The organism is Natroniella sulfidigena (assembly GCF_023223645.1).
GTDB lineage: Bacteria > Bacillota > Halanaerobiia > Halobacteroidales > Halobacteroidaceae > Natroniella > Natroniella sulfidigena.
Genome location: NZ_JALKBY010000005.1, coordinates 37,386 through 58,683 on the forward strand (window position 1 = coordinate 37,386; position 21,298 = coordinate 58,683).

A 21,298-nucleotide genomic window follows, 5' to 3' on the forward strand; every position below is an offset into this window, starting at 1 on the left:
GGTGGCAAGATGAAATTTGCAGTTGGAGAGGTTGTACAATTTAAAAAAGAGCATCCATGTGGTAGTGACCAATGGGAGATTTTACGGACTGGGATGGATTTTAGGGTTAAATGTTTAAAATGTGGACGAGTAATCATGTTACCACGTCCTAAATTTGAGAAGAGCGTAAAAAAAATAGTTGATAGTTAATAATTGATAATTGATAGCTAAAAATAAAGCTGATCTTGATTTTATATCGTAGATGTTAGTTTTAATGGTTTTGAATTTAACTGTCAATTGTCAACTGTACACTGTAAACTAATATAAGGGAGCGTTTATATTATGGGAATGAAATGTGGAATTGTTGGGTTACCTAATGTAGGTAAGTCAACATTGTTTAATGCAATTACTGAAGCAGGAGCTGATTCAGCTAACTATCCATTTTGTACAATTGATCCTAATGTAGGAATTGTAGAAGTGCCAGATCAGAGATTGGACAAGTTGACAGAAGTGGTTGAACCTCAAGAGACAGTTCCTACAGCAATCGAATTTGTTGATATTGCTGGTTTGGTTAAAGGAGCTAGCAAGGGAGAAGGTTTAGGAAATAAGTTCTTAGGTAATATCAGAGAAGTTGATGCAATTATTCATGTTGTTCGCTGTTTTGATGATGAAAACATTACTCATGTAGAGGGAGATGTAGATCCTTTACGTGATATTGAAATCATTGAGATGGAGTTAATCTTAGCTGATTTAGAAAGTGTCAGTAAGAAGTTAGAAAAGACAGAAAGACAGCTAAAAACAGGTGAGAAGATTTATCAAGAGCAGTTTGAGGTATTGACTAAATTAAATGATGCCTTAGAAGAAGGAGATCCTGCTCGTAGTGTTGACTTAACTGAGCAAGAAGAGAAGTTAATTAGAGATTTAAATCTATTGACTTTAAAGCCGGTCTTGTATGCTGCTAATGTTGCTGAAGATAAGATTGGTTTAGCAGATAATCAGCTGGTTACTACAGTTAAGGATAAAGCTGAAGATGAAGATGCTGAAGTAGTAGTAATCAGTGCTCAAGTAGAGGCAGAAATTGCTGAGTTGAGCGGTGAGGAAAAGGAACTGTTCTTGGAAGAATTAGGTATAAGTGAATCTGGTTTGGACAAACTAATTAAAGCTGGATATCGGTTGTTAGGGCTAATTACTTACTTTACTGCTGGGGAGAAAGAAGTTAGAGCTTGGACAGTCAAAGAAGGTGCTACAGCTCCAGAAGCTGCTGGTGTAATCCATTCTGATATGGAAAGAGGGTTTATCAGAGCTGAGGTAATAAGTTATCAAGAATTAGTAGCGGCAGGTTCTTTTGCTCAAGCTAGAGAAGCAGGTACTTTAAGAGTGGAAGGTAAAGAATATATTATTGAAGATGGCGATGTCTGTTATTTCAAATTTAATGTCTAATTGTTGCAATTTGATTAGGTTAGTGTTATAATAGATTGGTAAAATCCATGCTCTTAATAAATTAAGGGCCAGTGACCGAATGGGGGAGGTGACAGAGATGACTAAATATGAAACTATGTTAATTATAAGTCCTGATCTAGATGAAGAGACTACTGAAGCAACAGTAGAAAAGGTAACAAGTGTAATTGAAGACTCTGAAGGTGAAGTACTTAAGTTGGACAAGTGGGGTACTAAGGAGTTAGCCTATGAAATCAATGATCAATCTGCTGGTTATTATACAGTAGTTAACTTTACAGCTGAACCTGCTACTCTTGATGAATTAGAAAGAATTTATCGTATTGATGATAATATCATGCGTTATTTAATTTTAAAAGATGAGTAATAAATAAATTAGGTGGGTGTTTTGAAATGCTTAACAAGGTTATTTTGATAGGTCGACTAACTAGGGATCCAGAATTACGCTATACTCCAAATGGTACGGCTGTTTGTAATTTTACTTTAGCTGTAGAGCGAAATTATAAAAATAAGGCTGGAGAACGTGATGTTGACTTTATTAAGACTGTTGTGTGGCGTAAACAAGCAGAGCATTGTGCAAACCACCTGAATAAAGGAAGATTGGTTGCAGTTGAAGGTAGATTACAGATTCGTTCATATGAAACTGATAAGGGACAAAAAAGGAGAAATGCTGAAGTTGTAGCTGATAATGTTCAGTTTTTGGACTGGTCAAATCGCAATAATGAGCGGCAGGGACCTGGAAAACAAGATATAGATGTCCCTTTCTAAAATTGATTGAAGGAGGGAAATTAGATGGGACGTGGAAGAAGAAAGTCATGTGATTTTTGTGCTAACAAAGTAGATAAAATTGATTATAAAAGAACCAATATCCTAAATAAATATGTAACGGACCGCGGAAAGATATTACCACGAAGAATTTCTGGTAATTGTGCTAAGCATCAACGAGAGTTAACTAAGGCAATCAAAAGAGCAAGAAATGTTGCTTTATTGCCATTTAAAATTGACTAAATTACGTAAGATAAAAGGAGACATTCAATGTCTCCTTTTATCTTTATCATGCAGGAAAAAAGTTTTATTTGCAGAAATAGGTAGATACATTGTTTTAAGCAGGAGGTTCTCCATGAAGAAGTTTAACTCTAAAAAAGGCTCTATTACCAAGAATCTAAAGATCATTGAATGGTTAAAGACTGAGTTATTGAGCAATGTGTCATTATTATTTAAGGTAATGATCAGAAATAATGAATTGAAATTATTAGATATAATCACAAATGTTATTATGATAACTTACTTACTAGCTAAGCGATTAGGATATTCTTTTGAGCAGATAGATAGAAAGTTACAAAAAAAGGTCGAGGCTAATGCTAATGATAAACATCAAATAGAAGCTTGGTATGGAGACTTGACTGAATTATTAGAACACTTAAAGGATAGAAGTTAAGGTGGTGGAGCAATTGAAAACTAAGGCAGTAGTAGAGGGAGCAATTTTAACAGCAGTTACAGTAATGTTAGCTATCTTAGGAATCTATCTACCAATATTAGGAAGTCTATTATTCTTATTAACGCCTGTCCCTTTAATTATATTGATAGTTAGATGTGGTAGTAAGGTTGGGATTACGGCCAGTTTAGCAACAGCTATAATTTTAGGGTTGTTGATTAATCCAATGATGTTTTTGATTGTTATTTTAAATACTGGTTTGATTGGAATCAGTATGGGGGCAGCTTTTGAAGAGCGATTTTCTTCAGTAGTAATTTTAGTAGTAGGAGTTGTAGCTGGAGCATTTTCTTTACTGTTGAGTTTGGGGATTAGTATTTATATTCTAGAAGTTGATGTTGTAGCTCAACTAGATCATAGTTTACAACTTTCTTTGGAGTTGTATCGACAGTTTGGTCTTCCAACTGAAGTAATTTTGCAAGCAGAGGAGTTGTTTAAAGAGGTTATTGAATTGATTAAGGCTACTTATCCTGCCTTATTCTTAACTGCAGGGGTTATTATTTCTAGTGTTAATTATTATTTCAGTTATACTATTTTGGACAGGCTCGACCTTCAATTACCTGCTAAGTTTTCAGTACGAGAGATTAAATTTCCTAAAATAATGATAGTTATTTATATTATTTCTATAATCTTTAATCATTCAATTATCTGGCAGAATATTTATGTGATTACAACCTTTTTATTGTTGCTAGAAGGTGTAGCAGTCTGTTATTATTATTTTATGCAGTGGGGTCTAAATCAAGGGTTAGCTATGGGATTAATCTTTTTTCTAATCTTCTTTCCATTATTTAATCCAGCATTATTATTAATCGGAATCTTAGATTTGTGGTTTGACTTTCGTAATTTGGATAAGATTTAGATTTTTGTCAACAATAATTTATTGTCAAGTTTGAATTGATACTATATAATTACATTAAGTTAGTGGAGGGATAATTAATGAAGGTTATTTTAAAAGAAGATGTTAAAGGTTTAGGTAGTAAAGGAGAAGTTGTAAAGGCAGCTGATGGTCATGCACGGAATTATTTAATCCCTAGAGGGCTAGCTAAAGAAGCAACAGATGCTAATATGAAGAAGTTAAAGCAGAAAAAGAAGGTTAAGGCTAAAAAGAAAGAGAAAGAGCGTGAGGAAGCTCAAGCAAAAGCAGATAAGATTGCAGATCAAGTCTTTACAATTCCAGTTAAAGCAGGAGAAAATGGTAGGTTATTTGGTTCAGTAACTACTAATGATATTGCTGAGCAAGTTTCAGATTTTCTTGGAGAAAAGATTGATAAACGCAAAGTTGATTTAGCTGAAAATATTAGAAGTTTAGGAATTAGAAAAGTAGATATTAAGTTACATAAAGATGTAACAGCTACAATAAAAGTCAAGGTTATAGAAGCATAAAGTATAGAAATAGAAGGGTGATTAGATGGATGATAAAAGCCAAGAGCGAAAAGAGCAGTTAACAGTTAAAATTACTGCTCTTTTTGGTCTGTTAACAGAATTATATGGCACAGATGAACTACTACTAAAAGCAGGAAAATTAGACATTTTAGATTTGCTAGAAGCTGAAGATATCGATAAACAATTAATTGCACTACAGAAGTTGATTTTTGATCATCCAATGTTAGATGATATCCCTGAAAAATTTAGCGGTAAGGTGGAGTTGCTTGCAGAGTTAGAGAATGAATTGGCTGATAAACTAGCACAAAAGGCTGCTAAAGAAGAATTAGAAGATAAGATTAATGCTCGACTAGAGCGAAAGCATCAAGAGTATTTAAATGAAATTAAAGAAGAGATCATTAAAAATGAAATTAAAGAAGAGCCAGCAGATAATCCTCATACTTTAAAAAAATATATTGAATTAGAACAGCTAGAGGAGCAGAGGTTGAACTGCTCAGCAACAGGTTTAGTTAGACCTGATAGTTTGACAGAAATCATTGGACAAGAAAGAGGGATTAAAGCTTTATTGACAAAATTGGCTTCCCCTTATCCCCAGCATATCATTATTCATGGGCCACCAGGGGTTGGAAAGACAACAGCAGCTCGTTTAGCTTTAGAAGTAGCTAAAGCTAAAAAGCAGAGTCCATTTCAAACTGATGCTAACTTTGTGGAGGTCGATGCTACTACTTTACGTTGGGATCCACGAGAGGTGACTAACCCTTTATTAGGCTCTGTCCATGATCCAATTTATCAAGGTGGTAAAGGGAATTTGGCTCAGCAGGGAATTCCAGAACCGAAACCTGGTCTAGTTACTGAAGCCCATGGAGGGGTTTTATTTATTGATGAGATTGGGGAGTTAGATCCTTTATTACAGAATAAATTATTGAAGGTATTAGAGGATAAGCGGGTTAATTTTGATTCTTCTTATTATGATCCAAATAATGAAAATATTCCTCAATATATCAAGAAGTTATTTAAGGATGGAGCACCGGCTGATTTTATATTGGTGGGAGCAACGACTAGAAGCCCCCAAGAATTGAATCCAGCCTTACGCTCTAGAACGACAAGTATCTTCTTTGCTCCTTTAACTAAAGATGATATTAAAGAGATTGTTAATCAAGCTAGTGCTAAATTAGATATTAAATTAGAAGCTGGGGTTGGTGAATTGATAGCTCAATATACAGTGCAAGGACGGAAAGCTGTTAATTTATTGATAGATGCTTATAATCTAGTCTTAGAGACTGAGCAACAAAAGATTACTAAGCGTGAAGTAGAAGAAGCTATTAAGTTGAGCCGTTTGGTACCGATTCATCGTTCAACAGCAAGTCAAGATAGTCAGATTGGACAAGTCTTAGGCTTAGGGGTTAGTGGCTTTTTAGGTTCAGTATTAGAAGTAGAAGCTGTAGCTTTTTCTGCTGCTGAAGCTGGGAAGGGCAAATTAAAGTTTAACCAGACTGCAGGAAGTATGGCCCAAGATTCAATCTTTAATGCTGCTTCTATAGTTAGAAAGGTGACCGGTGAAGATATCAATAATTATGATCTGCATGTTAATTTAGTAGGAGGGGGCCAAGTTGATGGGCCTTCAGCAGGTGTAGCTATTTCAGTAGCGATTATTAGTGCTTTAAAGAAGATTCCTGTTAAGCAGAATATAGCAGTAACCGGTGAAATTTCGCTCCATGGCAAGATAAAACCTGTTGGTGGAGTTGTAGAAAAGATTCATGGTGCTTATCAAGCAGGGGTAGATGAAGTTTTAATACCAGCAGAAAATCAAACCTGTTTTGTAGAAGATGAAGATATTAAGGTTACTCCAGTAACTGATATAGAGCAAGTATTGGCTAAAATTTTTGCTACTAGAGAGGAGGTAATTGAATGGACAATGTAGATAAGGTTCCTCCAAATAGTTTAGAAGCGGAAAAATCAACCTTAGGTTCAATGTTACTTGATCGTGATGCAATAGCTAAAGTAATTGAGATTTTGCAACCGGAAGATTTTTATCGTCAGACGCATAGTATTATTTATAATGTAATTAATGATCTCTTTGATAAAGGAAAGCCCGTTGATTTAGTTACAATTAGTGAACAGTTACGAGAGAAAGGTAAATTAGAAGAAGTCGGTGGTGCATCGTATATTACATCTATAGTTAATAGTGTACCGACAGCATCAAATGTGGAGCATTATGCTAAGATTGTAGAGGAAAAGTCAATTTTAAGGAAGTTGATTAAGACTTCTAATCAGATAGCTCAATTAGGCTATCAAGGTGATCAAGGAATTGACTTTGTCCTAGATGAGGCTGAACAGTTGGTCTTTAATCTTTCCCAGCGTCGAGATACGCAAAGTTTTTCGATGATCAAAGATATTTTAATGGATACATTTGATAATTTAGAGCAACTTTATAAGCATAAGGGCGATGTGACTGGGGTTCCAACTGGTTTTAGAGATTTAGATAAGATGACTTCCGGTTTTCAAAAGGCTGATCTAGTAATTATAGCTGCCCGTCCTAGTATGGGAAAGACTGCTTTAGCGTTAAATATTGCTCAACATGCTGCTGTTGAAGAGGATATTCCAGTGGCTATCTTTTCACTAGAGATGTCTAAGGCCCAACTAGTACAACGGATGTTATGTTCAGAAGCACAGGTTGATAGTCATAGGCTAAGAACGGGTTATTTGAATGAGACTGATTGGCGTAGAATCTCTCAGGCAGCGGGTCGATTAGGAGAAGCTAAGGTCTTTATTGATGATACACCAGGGATTACGGTGATGGAGATGCGGGCCAAAGCGCGGAGAATCCAAGCTGAACATGGTCTAGAGTTGATCTTGATCGATTATTTGCAGTTGATGCAGGGGCGTAGAAATTCGGAAAGCAGGCAACAAGAGGTATCACAGATTTCTCGGTCACTAAAGGGATTGGCCCGGGAGCTTGATGTACCGGTTGTTTCTTTATCCCAACTCAGTCGAGCTGTAGAACAGAGAAATGATAAACGACCACAATTAAGTGACTTACGATCTAGTGGTTCTATTGAGCAGGATGCTGATATAGTAGCCTTTATTTATCGGGATGATTATTATAATCCTGATTCTGAAAAAGCAGGGATTACGGAAATTATTATTGGTAAACAGCGAAATGGCCCAGTTGGTACTGTTGAGTTGGCCTTCCAAAAAGAATATACAAAGTTTGTTGATTTAGCAAAACGGACAGAAGAGTAGATGTTTTTATCTGCTCTTTTTTTATGTTTACTGTAAAAATTTCAAGTCTTTTAGTAATTTAATTACAATTGATAATATTTGTTAGAGTAAACCCCTTCACTTTCTTTTGATGCAGGAATTTATTAATAAACAGAGAAATTATTAAATGAACGCAATGTTATGGTTAATAAAATATAATTAGTAAAATGTTAACAAGTAAGAAAATTAAAAATTAGTACCTAATGCTTTATAGTTAGGGAGGTGAGAAGGTGGAGGTATCATTATTGAGAATAATTTTAGCTGGATTTCCAGAAAGTTTACTATTAGCTTATGTTAGTTTGGGTTTAGTAGGAGTTAAGACAGAGCTTAAGGACTATCTTAAGATTGGTATAGTTCATACGAGTGGCGCAATAATAATCAGAGGTGTACTTCAACTTTATGGACTACATAGTTTACTATTGATTTTATTACTAGTGATACTACTAAAGTTAATAGTCAGGCTAGATTTAAAATTAGCTGTGATAGGTGTTTTATTGGCGTTTATCATTTTATTTATGATAGAGGCAGTCGTGATTTCAATTCTTATTAACTATTTTGAGGTTGATATTGCAGAAATTTTTAATGGTGATTCATTTTTTAATTATTTATTCAGTTATTCAATTCTACTTCCACTATTGATTGTTGCTCTACTGATACATTTTTGTGATTTAAAATTCAATGAGCTAGCTAATGTAGATGATAGTTGAATCTAATTTTCTAATTTAGAAATGAAATAAAAAAGGGGGGAGAAGGTGGAGTTATCATTAGTGAGGATTATTTTGATTGGGTTTCCAGAAAGTCTATTATTAGCTTATCTTGGTTTAGGTTTAGTGGGGATTAATACTGATCTAAGTAACTATCTTAAAGTTGGTCTGTTACATACAGTTGGTTTAATAATTATTAGAGGTGTATTTGATATTTACGGATTACATACTTTGTTGCTAGGTTTATTATTAGCGATGCTATTAAAGTTAATAGTTGAATTAAATTTACAAGTAGCTTTTGCAGCTGCTTTATTGGGCTTTGTTGTTCTAGTCTTATTAGAAGCAGGTTTATACTTGCTAGTTATTAATTACTTTAGCTTTACCCTTATAGAGGTTAGTGAAAGTTTACCTTTAAGTTATTCAATTGCTTATTCAACCCAATTGTTATTATTCTTAATTGCTCAGGCTAGTCGCTTTTTTGAGATTGATTTCAGTGATTTAGCTGGTGAAGAGCATGCATGACTTTAATAAGTTCAGTTTTAAGACAATTATAATTGTTTTGTTGGCCCAAACATTTTTATTGTTGTTACTGAGTTCGTGGAGGAGTATCGGTCTTTTAGATCTATTATCTTCTCAGTTATTGTTAGATGTTATCTTATTGTTAGCACTTGTTCTATCGGTCTTATCAATAGTGATGGTTAAAAAATTAGTTAAATTAAATAAATTTAAGACTGATTTTAAAGTACTAGAGATAAAAATGGAAGAAAATCAGAAGTTGATTAAGAGTTTAAGACAGCAGAAGCATGACTTTTCGAATCACTTACAGACGTTATATGGTATGCTTCAGCTAAAAAAGCAACAAGAAGCAGAAGAATATATTAAGTCCTTAAGTCAAGAGTTAGCTAAACTTAAGTTTGGGCAAACTAATCTGGCTGATTCGGTACTTGATTCAATTTTGATTCCTAAAAAGATGAAAGCGGTCAAAGAAGGAGTTGATTTTGAGTATCAGGTTGAAGAAGGAATTGAACAGGTGCATTTACCATTAAATAAAGTATTTCGGATCATTTCTAATTTGATTGATAATGCCTTAGATGCTACTAAGGAATATAAAGCAGAGAAGAAGATTAAAGTAAAGGGGATAAAGAAGGAAGATGAGTATCTTCTTTCTGTTTATAATACAGGGCCAATTATTCCAGATGAGCTAATGGATAAAATCTTTATGGCTGGATTTTCAACTAAAGGGGAAGATAGAGGATTTGGGTTACATATTATTGAGTCATTAGTTGCTGAAGCAGGGGGAGAATTAACTATTAAGAGTGAAGAGGGTTATGGGACCGAATTTAACTGTAGATTCTCTATTAACAAAATGGATTGATAATTTAATAAAAGGAGAGGAAACTCTTCATAGTGGTTTTAAAAATAATACTTTTATGATATAATTACTAACATTAGGATTATATTAACAGCGAGGAGTAGATAGGGTGGATAATAAAACTAAAGTGGAAAAATTCAGTGCAGCTATGATTGATAAATTATTTGCTGATGAAGCAGAAGAGGAACAGGAAATCATGGCTTATGGGTTGACAGTTATTTGTACGACAATTGGTAGTTTTTTAGCAATTATTTTCTTATCCAGTTTAGTGGGGGTAACATCATTAGCTATAACTGCTACTTTAATTGCTTCAATACTTAAAATTTTTTCAGGTGGAGTTCATGCTGCTAACTTTAGAAATTGTGCTACTATTAGTGCAATTGTTTTCACAACAATAGGTTGGTTTAGTTATCATGCTAGTTCTTTGAATATTATTGAAAACAACCTATTATTTTTAATAATATTTATAAGTGGAACTTATATTTTATATTTGTATGCACCAGCTGATGTAGAAGAAAAACCTCTAAATTCAGCTAAAAAGAGAAAAAAAGCTAAGATTTACTCAATTGTTATTTTTAGCTGTCTAAATCTATTTCTTTTGATTTTAAGTTTAAATCAAGTTGATAATTCTTATGTATTAGCAGGATTATTAGGAATGTTTTGGACTTTGTTTTCAATGACTCCAGTTGTTTATAGGCTATTTAATAGAAAATATGTAAGGAGGAGGTGTAATCAATGAAAGGAAAAAAGGTGATAGCAAAAGTATTAAAAAAGATTGCTCATAAAAGTAGCAGCTGTACTAGTGGTGTTTCGGTTTATGAGCCAAAATTACCAAAGGCTTTAAAGAAGGATAAGTAGATTAGTAATAGTGTAGGCTAATATTAGCCTACACTAATTTTTTTGAGCAGTTATAAATTATTCTTTAGGGTATTAAAGCAACATAATAAACGAATATTATACTAGTTTGATTTAATAAAATTCGAGATTTCATTGACAATAAGCTGATAATTTGCTATTATATTAGTGTTGTTAAAACTTTCAAGTTTAATCTTAATAGGAGGCTAATAAATGATTGAACGTTATAGTTTAGCTGAAATGAAAGAAATTTGGGAAGAAGAAAATAAATTAAATTATTGGTTAGAGATAGAGATAGCTGTCTGTGAAGCTTTAGCTGAGGTAGGAGAGATACCACAGCAAGCAGTGGAACAGATTAAAGAGAATGCTCAATTTGAAGTCAGTCGGGTAAAAGAGATTGAACAGGAGACACGCCATGACATCTTAGCTTTTTTGACTGCTGTAGCTGAGAGCTTAGATGAAGAATCTAAGTATATTCATCTAGGTCTAACTTCATCTGATGTTAAGGATACAGCTCGTGCTTTACAGATGAAAGAAGCAATTGAGTTGGTCATTGCTGATTTAGAAGAGCTAAAAGAAGTCTTAGGTGAAAAAGCTAAGAAATATAAGATGAGGGTTATGATCGGAAGAACCCATGGCGTTCATGCTGAACCGGTAACCTTTGGTTTGAAATTGGCTACCTGGTATGCTGAGATAGAACGTCATCTAGAGCGAACAAAGCAATTATTAGCAAGAATCAGTGTGGGTAAGATATCTGGAGCGGTAGGTACTTTTGCTAATATTACTCCAGAAGTAGAAAGGTTAGCTTGTCAAAAGTTAGGGATTGAGCCAGCACCAATCTCTTCACAGATCTTACAGCGGGATCGCCATGCTGAATATTTATCAACGTTAGCAATTATTGCTGGTTCTTTGGATAAATTTGCAACTGAGATTAGGAATTTACAACGGACAGATATTTTAGAGGTAGAGGAGTCCTTTCAGAAGGGCCAAAAAGGTTCATCAGCAATGCCACATAAGAAGAATCCAATTATTTGTGAACGGGTATCTGGCCTATCACGAGTAGTTAAATCTAATGTCCAGACAGGGTTAGATAATGTTAATCTCTGGCATGAGCGGGATCTAACCCATTCTTCACCAGAGCGAGTAGTATTGCCTGATAGTAGTATTCTAGTTGATTATATGCTGACTAAATTTGTTGATGTAGTCCAAAACTTAGGAGTTCATGAAGAGAATATGGAAGCCAACTTAGATAAAACTAAGGGCTTGATCTTTTCTCAAAAAGTAATGCTTACGTTAGTTGATCAAGGATTATTAAGGGATGATGCTTATGAACTAGTCCAACGTAATGCCTTACAAGCTTGGGAAGATAAAGAGAGCTTTAAGGAGCTATTATTAGCTGATGAAGATGTTAGAGAGTATCTAAGTCAGGATGAGATAGAGGAGATATTTGATTATGCTTATCACTTACGAAATATTGATACTATCTATCAAAGACTTGGACTGGAATAATAAGAGCAGATAATAGATAATAGTGAATAATGAATAGTTAAAAACAATTTAAAGATTACAGTTAAGGTCAAGTTTTTATAACTAAGGAGTTTTACTGGTTTTGATTTTGAGATTTTAACTGTCAACTGTCAATTGTAAACTATACACTGATTTTCAAGGGGGATTTAGATGTCAACTGTAGTAGTAGTTGGAACGCAGTGGGGCGATGAAGGTAAGGGTAAGATTACAGATTTGATCTCTGAGCAGGCGGATGTTGTAGTTCGTTATCAAGGAGGTAATAATGCAGGACATACTGTTGTTGTAGATGATGTGACGTATAAATTACATTTGATTCCATCAGGAATTCTCTATCAAGATACTAAATGTGTAATTGGTAATGGAGTTGTTGTCGATCCGAAGGTTTTAATCAAAGAATTAAATTACTTAAAGGAAAAAGGGGTTAAAGTAACTGATTTTTATATTAGCTCTAAGGCTAATTTGATTATGCCGTATCATCGTCTATTAGATAAGGCTGAGGAAGTTAGAAAGGGTGATGGTAAGATTGGAACGACTGGGAAAGGGATTGGCCCGGTTTATATGGATAAGATAGGAAGATTCGGTATTAGAATGGAGGATCTATTGACTCCAGAGATCTTTGCTGCTAAGGTAAAAGAGGTTGTAGAATTAAAGAATCTGATCATAGAGAAGGTATATGATATTGAACCTTTAGATGCAGATGAAATTATTGAGGAGTATATGGGTTATGCAGAAGAGATTAAAGAGTTAATTACAGATACTTCCGTTTTGATCAACCAAGAGCTAGCAGCTGACAAAAATGTCTTATTTGAGGGAGCACAGGGTACTTTATTGGATATTGATCATGGAACTTATCCATTTGTAACTTCATCTAATCCGACTGCTGGTGGTGTCTGCAGTGGTACAGGTGTTGGCCCGACAAAGATTGAAGAGGTTTTAGGAATAGTCAAGGCTTATACTACTAGAGTTGGTGAAGGCCCATTTCCAACTGAATTAGAAGACCAAGTTGGAGAGCATTTAAGGGATAAGGGTCATGAATTTGGTACGACTACAGGGCGAGCACGCCGTTGTGGTTGGTTTGATGCAGTTATTCTTGATTATGCTGTTCGAGTCAATGGCCTGACTGGATTGGCAGTTACTAAATTGGATGTATTGGATGGTATGGATGAGATTAAGGTCTGTACTGGTTATAGATATCAAGGGGAAGTTATTAAGGAATTCCCTACACGGGATGATATCTTAGCAGAGTGTGAGCCGGTGTATGAAACTTTACCAGGCTGGCAAGAGGATACTACTCAAATTAAGTCTTATGACCAGTTGCCTGAAAATGCTAAAAAGTATTTAGACTATATTTCAGAGTTAGTCGGTGTTGAAGTCTCAATCGTTTCTGTTGGCCCGAAACGAAAGGAGACAATGATTTTAAGGGATCTGTTAGCTTAAGAAATCAAGTGTTAGTAATAAAATTCAAAATTAAGTTATATTTTAGATTAAGAAGAGTATGGTATTAATTATTAATACCATACTTTTTTTAGTTTGAAGGAGGATTTCTCTGATGAACATAGAAAGAATAAGATAATGGATATTATGAAAATGATTTTTATAATGTAAAAGAAGTTAGAGGTAGAGTGGTGGAGAAGAGTAGGCTAATTAAATCATATCAAAATTGAGGAGTGAGAGAATGAGTCAGTATACGAGAAGAGTAATTGAGGAAATGAAGGAGAGAAATCCTAATCAACCTGAGTTTCATCAGGCGATTAAGGAAGTTGTTGAGTCGTTAGAGCCAGTCTTTGAAAAGAATCCTGAGTATAAAGAAGCGGGGATCTTAGAAAGAATTGTAGAGCCTGAACGTCAGATTATGTTTCGGGTACCGTGGGTAGATGATGAGGGTAATGTTCAAGTAAATCGTGGTTTTAGAGTTCAGTATAATAGTGCACTTGGCCCTTATAAAGGTGGTTTAAGATTTCATCCATCTGTCAATGTAGGAATCATTAAGTTCTTAGGCTTTGAGCAGATCTTTAAAAACTCTTTAACAGGTCGTCCAATCGGTGGGGGTAAAGGTGGTAGTGACTTTGATCCTAAAGGGAAATCTGATAATGAGATTATGAGGTTTTGTCAAAGCTTTATGACTGAACTATATCGTCATATTGGCCCGGATTTAGATGTTCCAGCTGGTGACATTGGTGTTGGTGGTCGAGAGATAGGTTATCTCTTTGGCCAATATAAAAGAATAGTCAATGCTTATGAGGCAGGAGTTTTAACTGGAAAAGGTCTAAACTGGGGTGGAAGTCTTGCTAGAACTGAAGCAACAGGATATGGTCTGGTTTATTTGGTTGAAGAGATGCTTAAAGATCAAGGTGATTCGATTGCTGATAAAGAGGTTGTGATTTCTGGTTCTGGTAATGTTGCAATTTATGCTACAGAGAAGGTACAAGAGCTAGGAGGTAAGGTTGTAGCACTCAGTGATTCTGGTGGTTATATTCATGATCCAGAAGGTATCAAACTTGATACAGTTAAAGAGATTAAAGAAGTAAGAAGAGGAAGAATTAAAGAGTATGTTGAAGAGCATCCTTCTGCTGAATTTACTGCTGATAGTTTCGCTATTTGGCAGACTGATTGTGATATAGCTCTACCTTGTGCTACTCAAAATGAACTGGATAAAGATTCAGCTCAAGCTTTAGTGGATAATGGTGTTATGCTAGTGGGTGAAGGAGCTAATATGCCTTCAACTCCTGAAGCAATTGAAATCTTTAAGGAAAATAATATCTTATTTGCACCTGCTAAAGCTGCTAATGCAGGTGGAGTGGCTACTTCTGCTATTGAGATGACACAAAATAGTATGCGAGAGTCTTGGACTTTTGAGCAAGTAGATCAGAAATTAAAAGGAATTATGGTTAATATCTATAAGATTTCAAGTCAGACAGCTAAAGAGTATGGCATGGAAGGTGATTTAGCTGCGGGAGCTAACATTGCTGGTTTCTTGAAGGTTGCTGATGCGATGGTAGAACAGGGTGTTATTTAAATAAATGGACTCAATTTTCATAAATTAACAATTAGATTTATTTGACAAATCACTTTAGATATTATATTCTTATGAAGGAATTATTGAGAGATAATTATTCAATGGGGCAAAATAGTGATTTAAAAGCTTTGAGGTAAACTTAAGTTTACCTCAAAGCTTTTTTATATTTAGAGGGATAATAAGTTAAGGAGGTTGACTTAGATAATGAAGGTAATGGAGATTAGAAATTTATTTAAAATATTTGGTGATAAACCAGAGCAAGGATTAAAGTTATTAAATGAAGGCTATTCTAAAACTGAAGTATTAGAAGAGACTGGTTTAACGGTTGGAGTGAATGATGTTAGTTTTGATATCAAATCTCAAGAAATATTCGTGATTATGGGCTTATCAGGTAGTGGGAAGTCAACATTATTAAGATGTTTAAATAGATTGAATGAGCCAACTGCTGGTGAAATTAAGTTGGCAGGAGATGATTTATTAGAATTGGATCAGGAGGAGTTACGCCAACTAAGAAGAGATAAATTTGGGATGGTATTTCAAAACTTTGCTCTTTTCCCGCATAAAACTGTATTGGAAAATGCAGAATTTGGATTAGAAGTACAGCAAGTAGATAAGTCAGTAAGGGAGGTTAAAGCAAAAGAAGCATTAGAGAAGGTTGGTTTAGCTGGTTGGGAAGAGCAGTATCCAGAACAATTAAGTGGAGGAATGCAGCAACGAGTGGGGTTAGCTAGGGCCTTAGCTGTTGATCCTGATATTTTATTAATGGATGAGCCTTTTAGTGCTTTAGATCCTTTAATCAAAAAGGAAATGCAGAATAAATTATTAGAGCTTTATTATCAATTGGATAAAACGATAATCTTTATCACCCATGATTTGGATGAAGCATTAAAATTGGGGGATCGGATTGCGATTATGAATGATGGAGAGATAGTTCAGTTAGGAACTCCAGAAGAAATCTTAACTAATGCTAAAAATGATTATGTTCGTGAATTTGTCCAGGATGTCAATCGTTCTCGCATCTTAACTGCAGAAGATATTGTGACTGAACCACTTGACTTGGTTTATGAGCAGGATGGCCCACATACAGCATTACATAAGATGAGAAACAATCAAATTTCTAGTATCTTTGCTGTTGAAGGTAAGCAAAAGTTGAAGGGGATAGTTAAGATGGAGGATGTAGTGACAGCAATTAATCAAGGAAAAGAGGATCTGAGTGGTTTGATACAAGAGGTTTCTACAGTTGGCCCAGAAGAGAATATAGATAGTTTATTTGCTCAAATGGCTGAGTTAGATATTCCTTTACCGGTTTTAGATGATCAAGGTCGGTTATTAGGGATAGTAATTAAGAGTAATGTCCTAGCAAATTTAGCTGGAAATAAAGTTTAATCATTATTTAAATAGGAGGGGAATGTATGTTTAAAACTAAGTGGATTTCAGTATTGTTAATTTTATTGTTAGTATTTACTGTAGTAGGTTGTGGAGAGGAAGATGTCGCTACTGACGAGGAGGTTAGTATTGACTTTGGTTATGTAGAATGGCCAGGAGCTACAGTTAAGACTCATGTAGTAGATACAATTTTTGATTACTTAGGATATGAGACAGAGATGCATGCTTTAATGCAGCAGCCGTTGTTTCAAGGAATGGAAGCAGGAGATATTGATGCTTTTTTAGCAGTTTGGTTGCCAACGATGGAAGTAAATTATAGAGAGTATGAGGAACGAGGGGGCGTTGAGCCTGTTCGAGTCAATCTTGATGAGACTCTTTATCGGACTGCAGTTCCTGAGTATGTTTGGGAAGCTGGGGTTCGATCTTTGGAGGATTTACATGAGTATGGAGAAAAGTTTGATCATGAGATAGTTGGATTAGAACCAGGTAATGATGGTAATATCATTATCCAAGAAGCTATTGAAGATGATATTTATCAATTAGAAGAGTGGGAGTTGACAGTTTCCAGTACTCCAGCTATGATGAGTGCCTTGGAACGGGCAGTTAGAAATGATGAATGGATTGCTTTTCATGGGTGGAAGCCTCACTGGATGAATGTTGCTTATGATATTAAGTATTTAGATGATCCAGAAGGAATTTGGGGTGAAAATGATCGAGTTAAGACTGTAGCTCGACCTGAAATCAAAGATGAATCACCTGAGTTTTATCAATTTTTAGAGCGATTTGCTGTAACCTCAGAGATTCAAAATGAATGGATTTATGAGTATGGCAAACAGGAAAGACCGGCTGATGAAGTAGCTGCAGAATGGATTAAAAATAATTTAGATCTTGTTGAAGAATGGGTCGTAGGACTTAGTTCTGTAGAAGGAGAAGATGCAATAGAAGTAATTGAGCGGGAAGTTCAATAAGGTTTGCTAAGTTCTTATCTAGCGGCATTCATAATTATGAATGTCGCTAAATTTTATATTATTAATTTGGTTAGAGGGGGTTGAGTGATGATAAACAATTTAGTTGACTTGTTAAGTACTAAAATTCCTTTAGGGGATTGGGTGGAAGCAGTAGTAGATTTTTTAATTATTAATTTTAGTGGCCCATTAAACCTTTTTTCTGGAGCTATTGCTGCACTAATTGATGGTTTTGAAGGGGTTTTGTCTTTTGGTCATCCGTTATTATTAATTACAATTTTTGTTTTATTGGCTTGGAAATTAAAAGATGGTAAGGTAGCTGTTTTTATAGCTTTAGGTCTTTTATTAGTATTAAATTTAAGAATGTGGGACTACTTGGTAATTACCTTGGCTGCTATTATTACCTCAGTTATTATTTCTTTAATGTTAGGGATTCCAATTGGGATTCTAAAGGCTCATAATAGAGCAATTGATTTAATTACTAGACCATTTCTTGATTTTATTCAGACAATTCCTCCATTTGTTTATTTAATTCCTGCGTTAATGTTTTTTGGATTAGGAAATGTTTCAGGGGTATTAGCTACTGTAATTTTTGCTATTGCTCCACCAATCCGTTTAACTGCTTTAGGGATTAAGCAGGTTTCGGATGAATTAAAAGAAGCAGGTCAGGCTTATGGTTGTAACACCTGGCAAATGTTATATAAAGTTGAACTGCCATTAGCTTTACCTTCAATTATGTTAGGGATTAACCAGTGCATTATGTTGTCATTATCTATGGTAGTAATTGCTGCTATGATTGGAGCTGGAGGATTAGGTGAACCAGTTTTACGCTCTTTATCCACAGTTGATATTGGTTTAGGATTTGAAGCTGGTTTGGCTGTAGTTGTTTTGGCAATGGTGCTTGATCGACTATTTGGGAGAGATGAATAGTTTAATTTAATTAACCTGACTGGTGAGTAATCAGTCAGGTTTTATTTTTGAATTTTTTACTGGGTTACTTAGACTCAGACTATACTGAAGTCATTTTATTCATGAATAATAGAGTTTAGGTTAAGTTATAATAAGCTAAAAGCCTTGATTTAGGGGTGGCAAAGGTGTTAGCTAATAAAAAATTAATTATAATAGTGCTTACTGGTTTTTTACTGGTCTTAGTTGGTTGTGGGGAAGAAGGGGATAATGAAAATAACCCAGATGAAAATCTTCCTCCTGATTCTTTATTAGAGATTAGTACTACTAGTGAAGGAATTATTGACGAGTTAGAGGGTATTTATAGTCAGATTGAGGAGCGAAGAGAGGAAGAGGAGTTAAAGTTAGAAAGAAGAAGACAGAGTAGGGAAGTCGATTTAAATCAACCAGATCAGGAAACAGATAATGAAAGTGATGAAGAAGAACAGAATCAACTACCCGAAGAAGAGGAACAATTAACAGAAGAGTTACAAGAAAGTTGGGATGAGTTGGAAGGTGAAGTTGAAGCTCTTCATCAAAATTGGAATGAGTATGAGAGTGAAGTTAATTTAAAGCCAGAGCAGATTGGAAAGATTGAAGCTGAGCTAAATCAACTAACAGAAGAGATTGCTGATAAGTTCTATTTGGTAGCCTTACTAAGTACAGCTCAATTTGATTCAGAAGTTGCTAAATTGTATAGAAGATATGATGTAGAAGGAGAAGCAGAGCTAAAAGAGGCAATGGCTACTACTAGAAAGATAATCTTTTTAAATCGCCTAGAACTAGATGAACATCAATTAAAAGAAGAACAGCAGATTGCACTAGAACGGTTAAAAGATTTACATTTTGAAATAGATCAAAGTATGGAAGGTGAAGAAGAAAAGGAGGAAGAAGTTAAAAGATTGGAAGAAGCAATTGCAGATTTAGAAACTGCAATTAAGATGAGTGAAAATGATGAAGTAATAGAAGTCAAAGGGGAACTGGTATTGAGCAGATTAGAAGAGCTTGAGGATTAGTTACTATAAAAAATAATAGTTAGTTATAATGGTGAATAATAATAAAAAAACAGCTAAAAACATTCGGATTAATATTGACTAAGTAACTTTTATTTGTTATTATAAAATTGTAAAGAAAATAGTAGTGAATAAGCACCTCATATAAAGGTGAGAATAAGGCTCACAAGTTTCTACCGGATAGCCATAAACTATCTGACTATGAGGGAAGTGTATCTAGGGTTCCGCGATAAAAGCAGTGGATAGAGAATAATGAATAGTGAATAGCTAAGATCTTAAAGGGCTTGAACTTGAGGTTTTAACTGTCAACTGTACACTGTAAACTATTAACTGCTTTATTGGCTGGTCCAAGCGATACAGATAATTATATTACACCGAAGGGAAAAAAGCCCAGGCGGGGAGGTTCTACTCTTAGTTTGATTAGTAGTAGAGTCTTTCTGTCTGGGTATTTTTATATTGTATACAACTCATATTATTTCGTATACATCGTAAACTAATTATGGAAGGTGGGATTTGATGAAGGTATTAGTGATTGGTAGTGGAGGAAGAGAGCATACTTTAGTCTGGAAGTTAAAACAGAATCAAAAGGTGACAGAGCTATTTGTAGCACCAGGTAATGCGGGGACGGATGAATTGGCTACTAATGTAGAACTAGATAGCAATAATATTGAAGGTTTAGTAAACTTTGCTTTAGAAGAAGAGATTGATCTGACCTTTGTAGGGCCAGAAGCCCCATTGGTAGCAGGGGTTGTCGATCGTTTTGAGGAGGAAGGTTTGCAGATTTTTGGGCCAAATCAACAAGCAGCACAGTTAGAAGGGAGTAAGGTCTTTTCTAAGGATTTGATGGAGAAATATGAGATTCCAACAGCTAAATATCAAAGTTTCAGTGATGCAGAAGCAGCAATTGAATACATAAAGCAAGAAGGAGCACCAATTGTAGTTAAAGCAGAGGGTTTAGCTGCAGGTAAAGGGGTAATAGTAGCTGAGAGTGAAGAAGAAGCAATTGCAGCAGTAGAGGAGATTATGGTTGATGAAAGATTTGGTCAAGCAGGAGCCCAGGTTGTGATTGAAGAGTTTTTAATTGGTGAAGAGGCTACAGTACTAGCTTTTACTGATGGAGAAGAGATAGTTCCGATGGTAGCCTCTCAAGACCATAAGCAAGCTTATGATGGTGATCAAGGGCCAAATACTGGAGGAATGGGAGCTTATGCTCCAGCACCAGTAGTTACAGAAGAGTTGTTAAACAATGTTTACGAAAATATTTTAAAGCGTACAATTGAAGCTTTAAAAGAAGAAGGGATTACTTTTAAAGGTGTCTTATATACGGGGTTAATGATTAATGAAGCTGAAGTGAAGGTATTAGAGTATAATGTTCGCTTTGGTGATCCTGAAGCACAGGTTGTATTACCACTACTTGAGACTGATTTAGTTGAGATAGCAGAAGCAGTGATTGCTGGCAAACTAGAGGAGATAGAAGTAAACTGGCGTAAACAGAAGGCTGTCTGTGTAGTTATGGCATCTGGTGGTTATCCAGTTGAGTACGAGACAGGTAAAGAGATAACAGGTTTAGAGCAGATAACTGATGAAGAGGCGATTGTCTTTCAAGCAGGGACAGCTAAGGAAGATGGCAAGCTAGTCACAGCAGGAGGTAGAGTATTAGGGGTTACTGCTTTAGGTGATGATTATCAAGCTACAATTAAGCAGGCTTATCAAGCTGTGGAAAAAATAGATTTTGCTGGGGCTCATTATCGGACTGATATTGGAGCTAAGGCAGTAAAAAGAGTTGACAGTGAACAGTAAGCAGTTTACAGTTAAGTTCAAAATCTTAAAACTTAAAATCCATGAAAAGCTTTAGAATTATAGATCTGAAGTGGTTTTGAGTTTAGATTTTTAACTGTCAACTGTAAACCGTAAACTGTAAACTCTATGAAATGGAGGTGTTATT

Annotated in this window: 23 protein-coding genes and 1 riboswitch; all 23 genes read left to right on the forward strand. The window is 35.1% G+C overall.

Annotation, left to right across the window (positions count from 1 at the left end; genetic code table 11):
- The first annotated feature begins 9 nt into the window (after window positions 1–9).
- Complete coding sequence (locus tag MWH28_RS04550) at window positions 10–189, forward strand: DUF951 domain-containing protein (RefSeq protein WP_248618110.1); 180 nt, start codon at window positions 10–12, stop codon at window positions 187–189.
- A gap of 132 nt (window positions 190–321) precedes the next feature.
- On the forward strand, window positions 322–1,419 hold the full coding sequence (ychF, locus tag MWH28_RS04555) for a redox-regulated ATPase YchF (protein ID WP_248618111.1): 1,098 nt from the start codon (window positions 322–324) through the stop codon (window positions 1,417–1,419).
- A 97-nt stretch (window positions 1,420–1,516) separates the two neighbouring features.
- Window positions 1,517–1,801: a 30S ribosomal protein S6 gene (rpsF, locus tag MWH28_RS04560; RefSeq protein WP_248618112.1), complete on the forward strand. Its 285-nt coding sequence runs from the start codon at window positions 1,517–1,519 to the stop codon at window positions 1,799–1,801.
- A gap of 26 nt (window positions 1,802–1,827) precedes the next feature.
- Window positions 1,828–2,202: a single-stranded DNA-binding protein gene (locus tag MWH28_RS04565; protein WP_248618113.1), complete on the forward strand. Its 375-nt coding sequence runs from the start codon at window positions 1,828–1,830 to the stop codon at window positions 2,200–2,202.
- A 24-nt stretch (window positions 2,203–2,226) separates the two neighbouring features.
- Window positions 2,227–2,442 (forward strand): 30S ribosomal protein S18, encoded by a 216-nt coding sequence (rpsR, locus tag MWH28_RS04570; protein WP_248618114.1) that lies wholly within the window; start codon window positions 2,227–2,229, stop codon window positions 2,440–2,442.
- 112 nt (window positions 2,443–2,554) lie between these two features.
- Window positions 2,555–2,872: a MazG-like family protein gene (locus MWH28_RS04575; RefSeq protein WP_248618115.1), complete on the forward strand. Its 318-nt coding sequence runs from the start codon at window positions 2,555–2,557 to the stop codon at window positions 2,870–2,872.
- A gap of 4 nt (window positions 2,873–2,876) precedes the next feature.
- A complete protein-coding gene (locus tag MWH28_RS04580; protein WP_248618116.1) occupies window positions 2,877–3,785 on the forward strand; it encodes a DUF2232 domain-containing protein in 909 nt (302 codons plus the stop codon).
- Window positions 3,786–3,862: 77 nt separating this feature from the next.
- The gene (gene rplI, locus MWH28_RS04585) at window positions 3,863–4,309 is read left to right on the forward strand and encodes a 50S ribosomal protein L9 (protein ID WP_248618117.1); all 447 of its coding nucleotides are present in this window, start codon (window positions 3,863–3,865) and stop codon (window positions 4,307–4,309) included.
- Window positions 4,310–4,334: 25 nt separating this feature from the next.
- A complete protein-coding gene (lonC, locus tag MWH28_RS04590; protein ID WP_248618118.1) occupies window positions 4,335–6,230 on the forward strand; it encodes a Lon family ATP-dependent protease in 1,896 nt (631 codons plus the stop codon).
- Window positions 6,218–7,552 carry a replicative DNA helicase gene (gene dnaB, locus MWH28_RS04595; RefSeq protein ID WP_248618119.1) on the forward strand — a complete coding sequence of 445 codons (1,335 nt, stop codon included), beginning with the start codon at window positions 6,218–6,220 and terminating at the stop codon, window positions 7,550–7,552. Before lonC ends, dnaB begins: the two co-directional genes overlap by 13 nt.
- A 248-nt stretch (window positions 7,553–7,800) precedes the next feature.
- On the forward strand, window positions 7,801–8,277 hold the full coding sequence (locus MWH28_RS04600; RefSeq protein ID WP_248618120.1) for a hypothetical protein: 477 nt from the start codon (window positions 7,801–7,803) through the stop codon (window positions 8,275–8,277).
- A gap of 45 nt (window positions 8,278–8,322) precedes the next feature.
- The gene (locus MWH28_RS04605) at window positions 8,323–8,796 is read left to right on the forward strand and encodes a hypothetical protein (RefSeq protein ID WP_248618121.1); all 474 of its coding nucleotides are present in this window, start codon (window positions 8,323–8,325) and stop codon (window positions 8,794–8,796) included.
- Entirely contained in the window at window positions 8,789–9,649 is an 861-nt protein-coding gene (locus MWH28_RS04610) for a sensor histidine kinase (RefSeq protein ID WP_248618122.1), read from the forward strand. Before MWH28_RS04605 ends, MWH28_RS04610 begins: the two co-directional genes overlap by 8 nt.
- Window positions 9,650–9,755: 106 nt before the next feature.
- Window positions 9,756–10,385, forward strand: coding sequence for an accessory gene regulator ArgB-like protein (locus tag MWH28_RS04615; protein WP_248618123.1), 630 nt, complete (start codon window positions 9,756–9,758; stop codon window positions 10,383–10,385).
- Window positions 10,382–10,504, forward strand: a complete 123-nt coding sequence (locus tag MWH28_RS04620) for a cyclic lactone autoinducer peptide (RefSeq protein ID WP_248618124.1) — start codon at window positions 10,382–10,384, stop codon at window positions 10,502–10,504. The genes MWH28_RS04615 and MWH28_RS04620 overlap by 4 nt, the downstream gene beginning before the upstream one ends.
- Window positions 10,505–10,714: 210 nt before the next feature.
- The gene (purB, locus tag MWH28_RS04625) at window positions 10,715–12,010 is read left to right on the forward strand and encodes an adenylosuccinate lyase (RefSeq protein WP_248618125.1); all 1,296 of its coding nucleotides are present in this window, start codon (window positions 10,715–10,717) and stop codon (window positions 12,008–12,010) included.
- Between the two features lie 168 nt (window positions 12,011–12,178).
- A complete protein-coding gene (locus MWH28_RS04630; protein ID WP_248618126.1) occupies window positions 12,179–13,465 on the forward strand; it encodes an adenylosuccinate synthase in 1,287 nt (428 codons plus the stop codon).
- A 238-nt stretch (window positions 13,466–13,703) separates the two neighbouring features.
- Window positions 13,704–15,044, forward strand: coding sequence for an NADP-specific glutamate dehydrogenase (gene gdhA / locus MWH28_RS04635; protein ID WP_248618127.1), 1,341 nt, complete (start codon window positions 13,704–13,706; stop codon window positions 15,042–15,044).
- A gap of 204 nt (window positions 15,045–15,248) precedes the next feature.
- Window positions 15,249–16,430 (forward strand): quaternary amine ABC transporter ATP-binding protein, encoded by a 1,182-nt coding sequence (locus tag MWH28_RS04640; protein ID WP_248618128.1) that lies wholly within the window; start codon window positions 15,249–15,251, stop codon window positions 16,428–16,430.
- Window positions 16,431–16,456: 26 nt separating this feature from the next.
- Window positions 16,457–17,398, forward strand: coding sequence for an ABC transporter substrate-binding protein (locus MWH28_RS04645; protein WP_248618129.1), 942 nt, complete (start codon window positions 16,457–16,459; stop codon window positions 17,396–17,398).
- An 87-nt stretch (window positions 17,399–17,485) separates the two neighbouring features.
- On the forward strand, window positions 17,486–18,325 hold the full coding sequence (locus MWH28_RS04650; RefSeq protein WP_248618130.1) for an ABC transporter permease: 840 nt from the start codon (window positions 17,486–17,488) through the stop codon (window positions 18,323–18,325).
- 164 nt (window positions 18,326–18,489) lie between these two features.
- Window positions 18,490–19,356, forward strand: a complete 867-nt coding sequence (locus tag MWH28_RS04655) for a hypothetical protein (protein WP_248618131.1) — start codon at window positions 18,490–18,492, stop codon at window positions 19,354–19,356.
- A 117-nt stretch (window positions 19,357–19,473) separates the two neighbouring features.
- Window positions 19,474–19,575: riboswitch (purine riboswitch) on the forward strand.
- Between the two features lie 294 nt (window positions 19,576–19,869).
- Window positions 19,870–21,153 carry a phosphoribosylamine--glycine ligase gene (gene purD / locus MWH28_RS04660; RefSeq protein WP_248618132.1) on the forward strand — a complete coding sequence of 428 codons (1,284 nt, stop codon included), beginning with the start codon at window positions 19,870–19,872 and terminating at the stop codon, window positions 21,151–21,153.
- Window positions 21,154–21,298 lie beyond the last annotated feature (145 nt).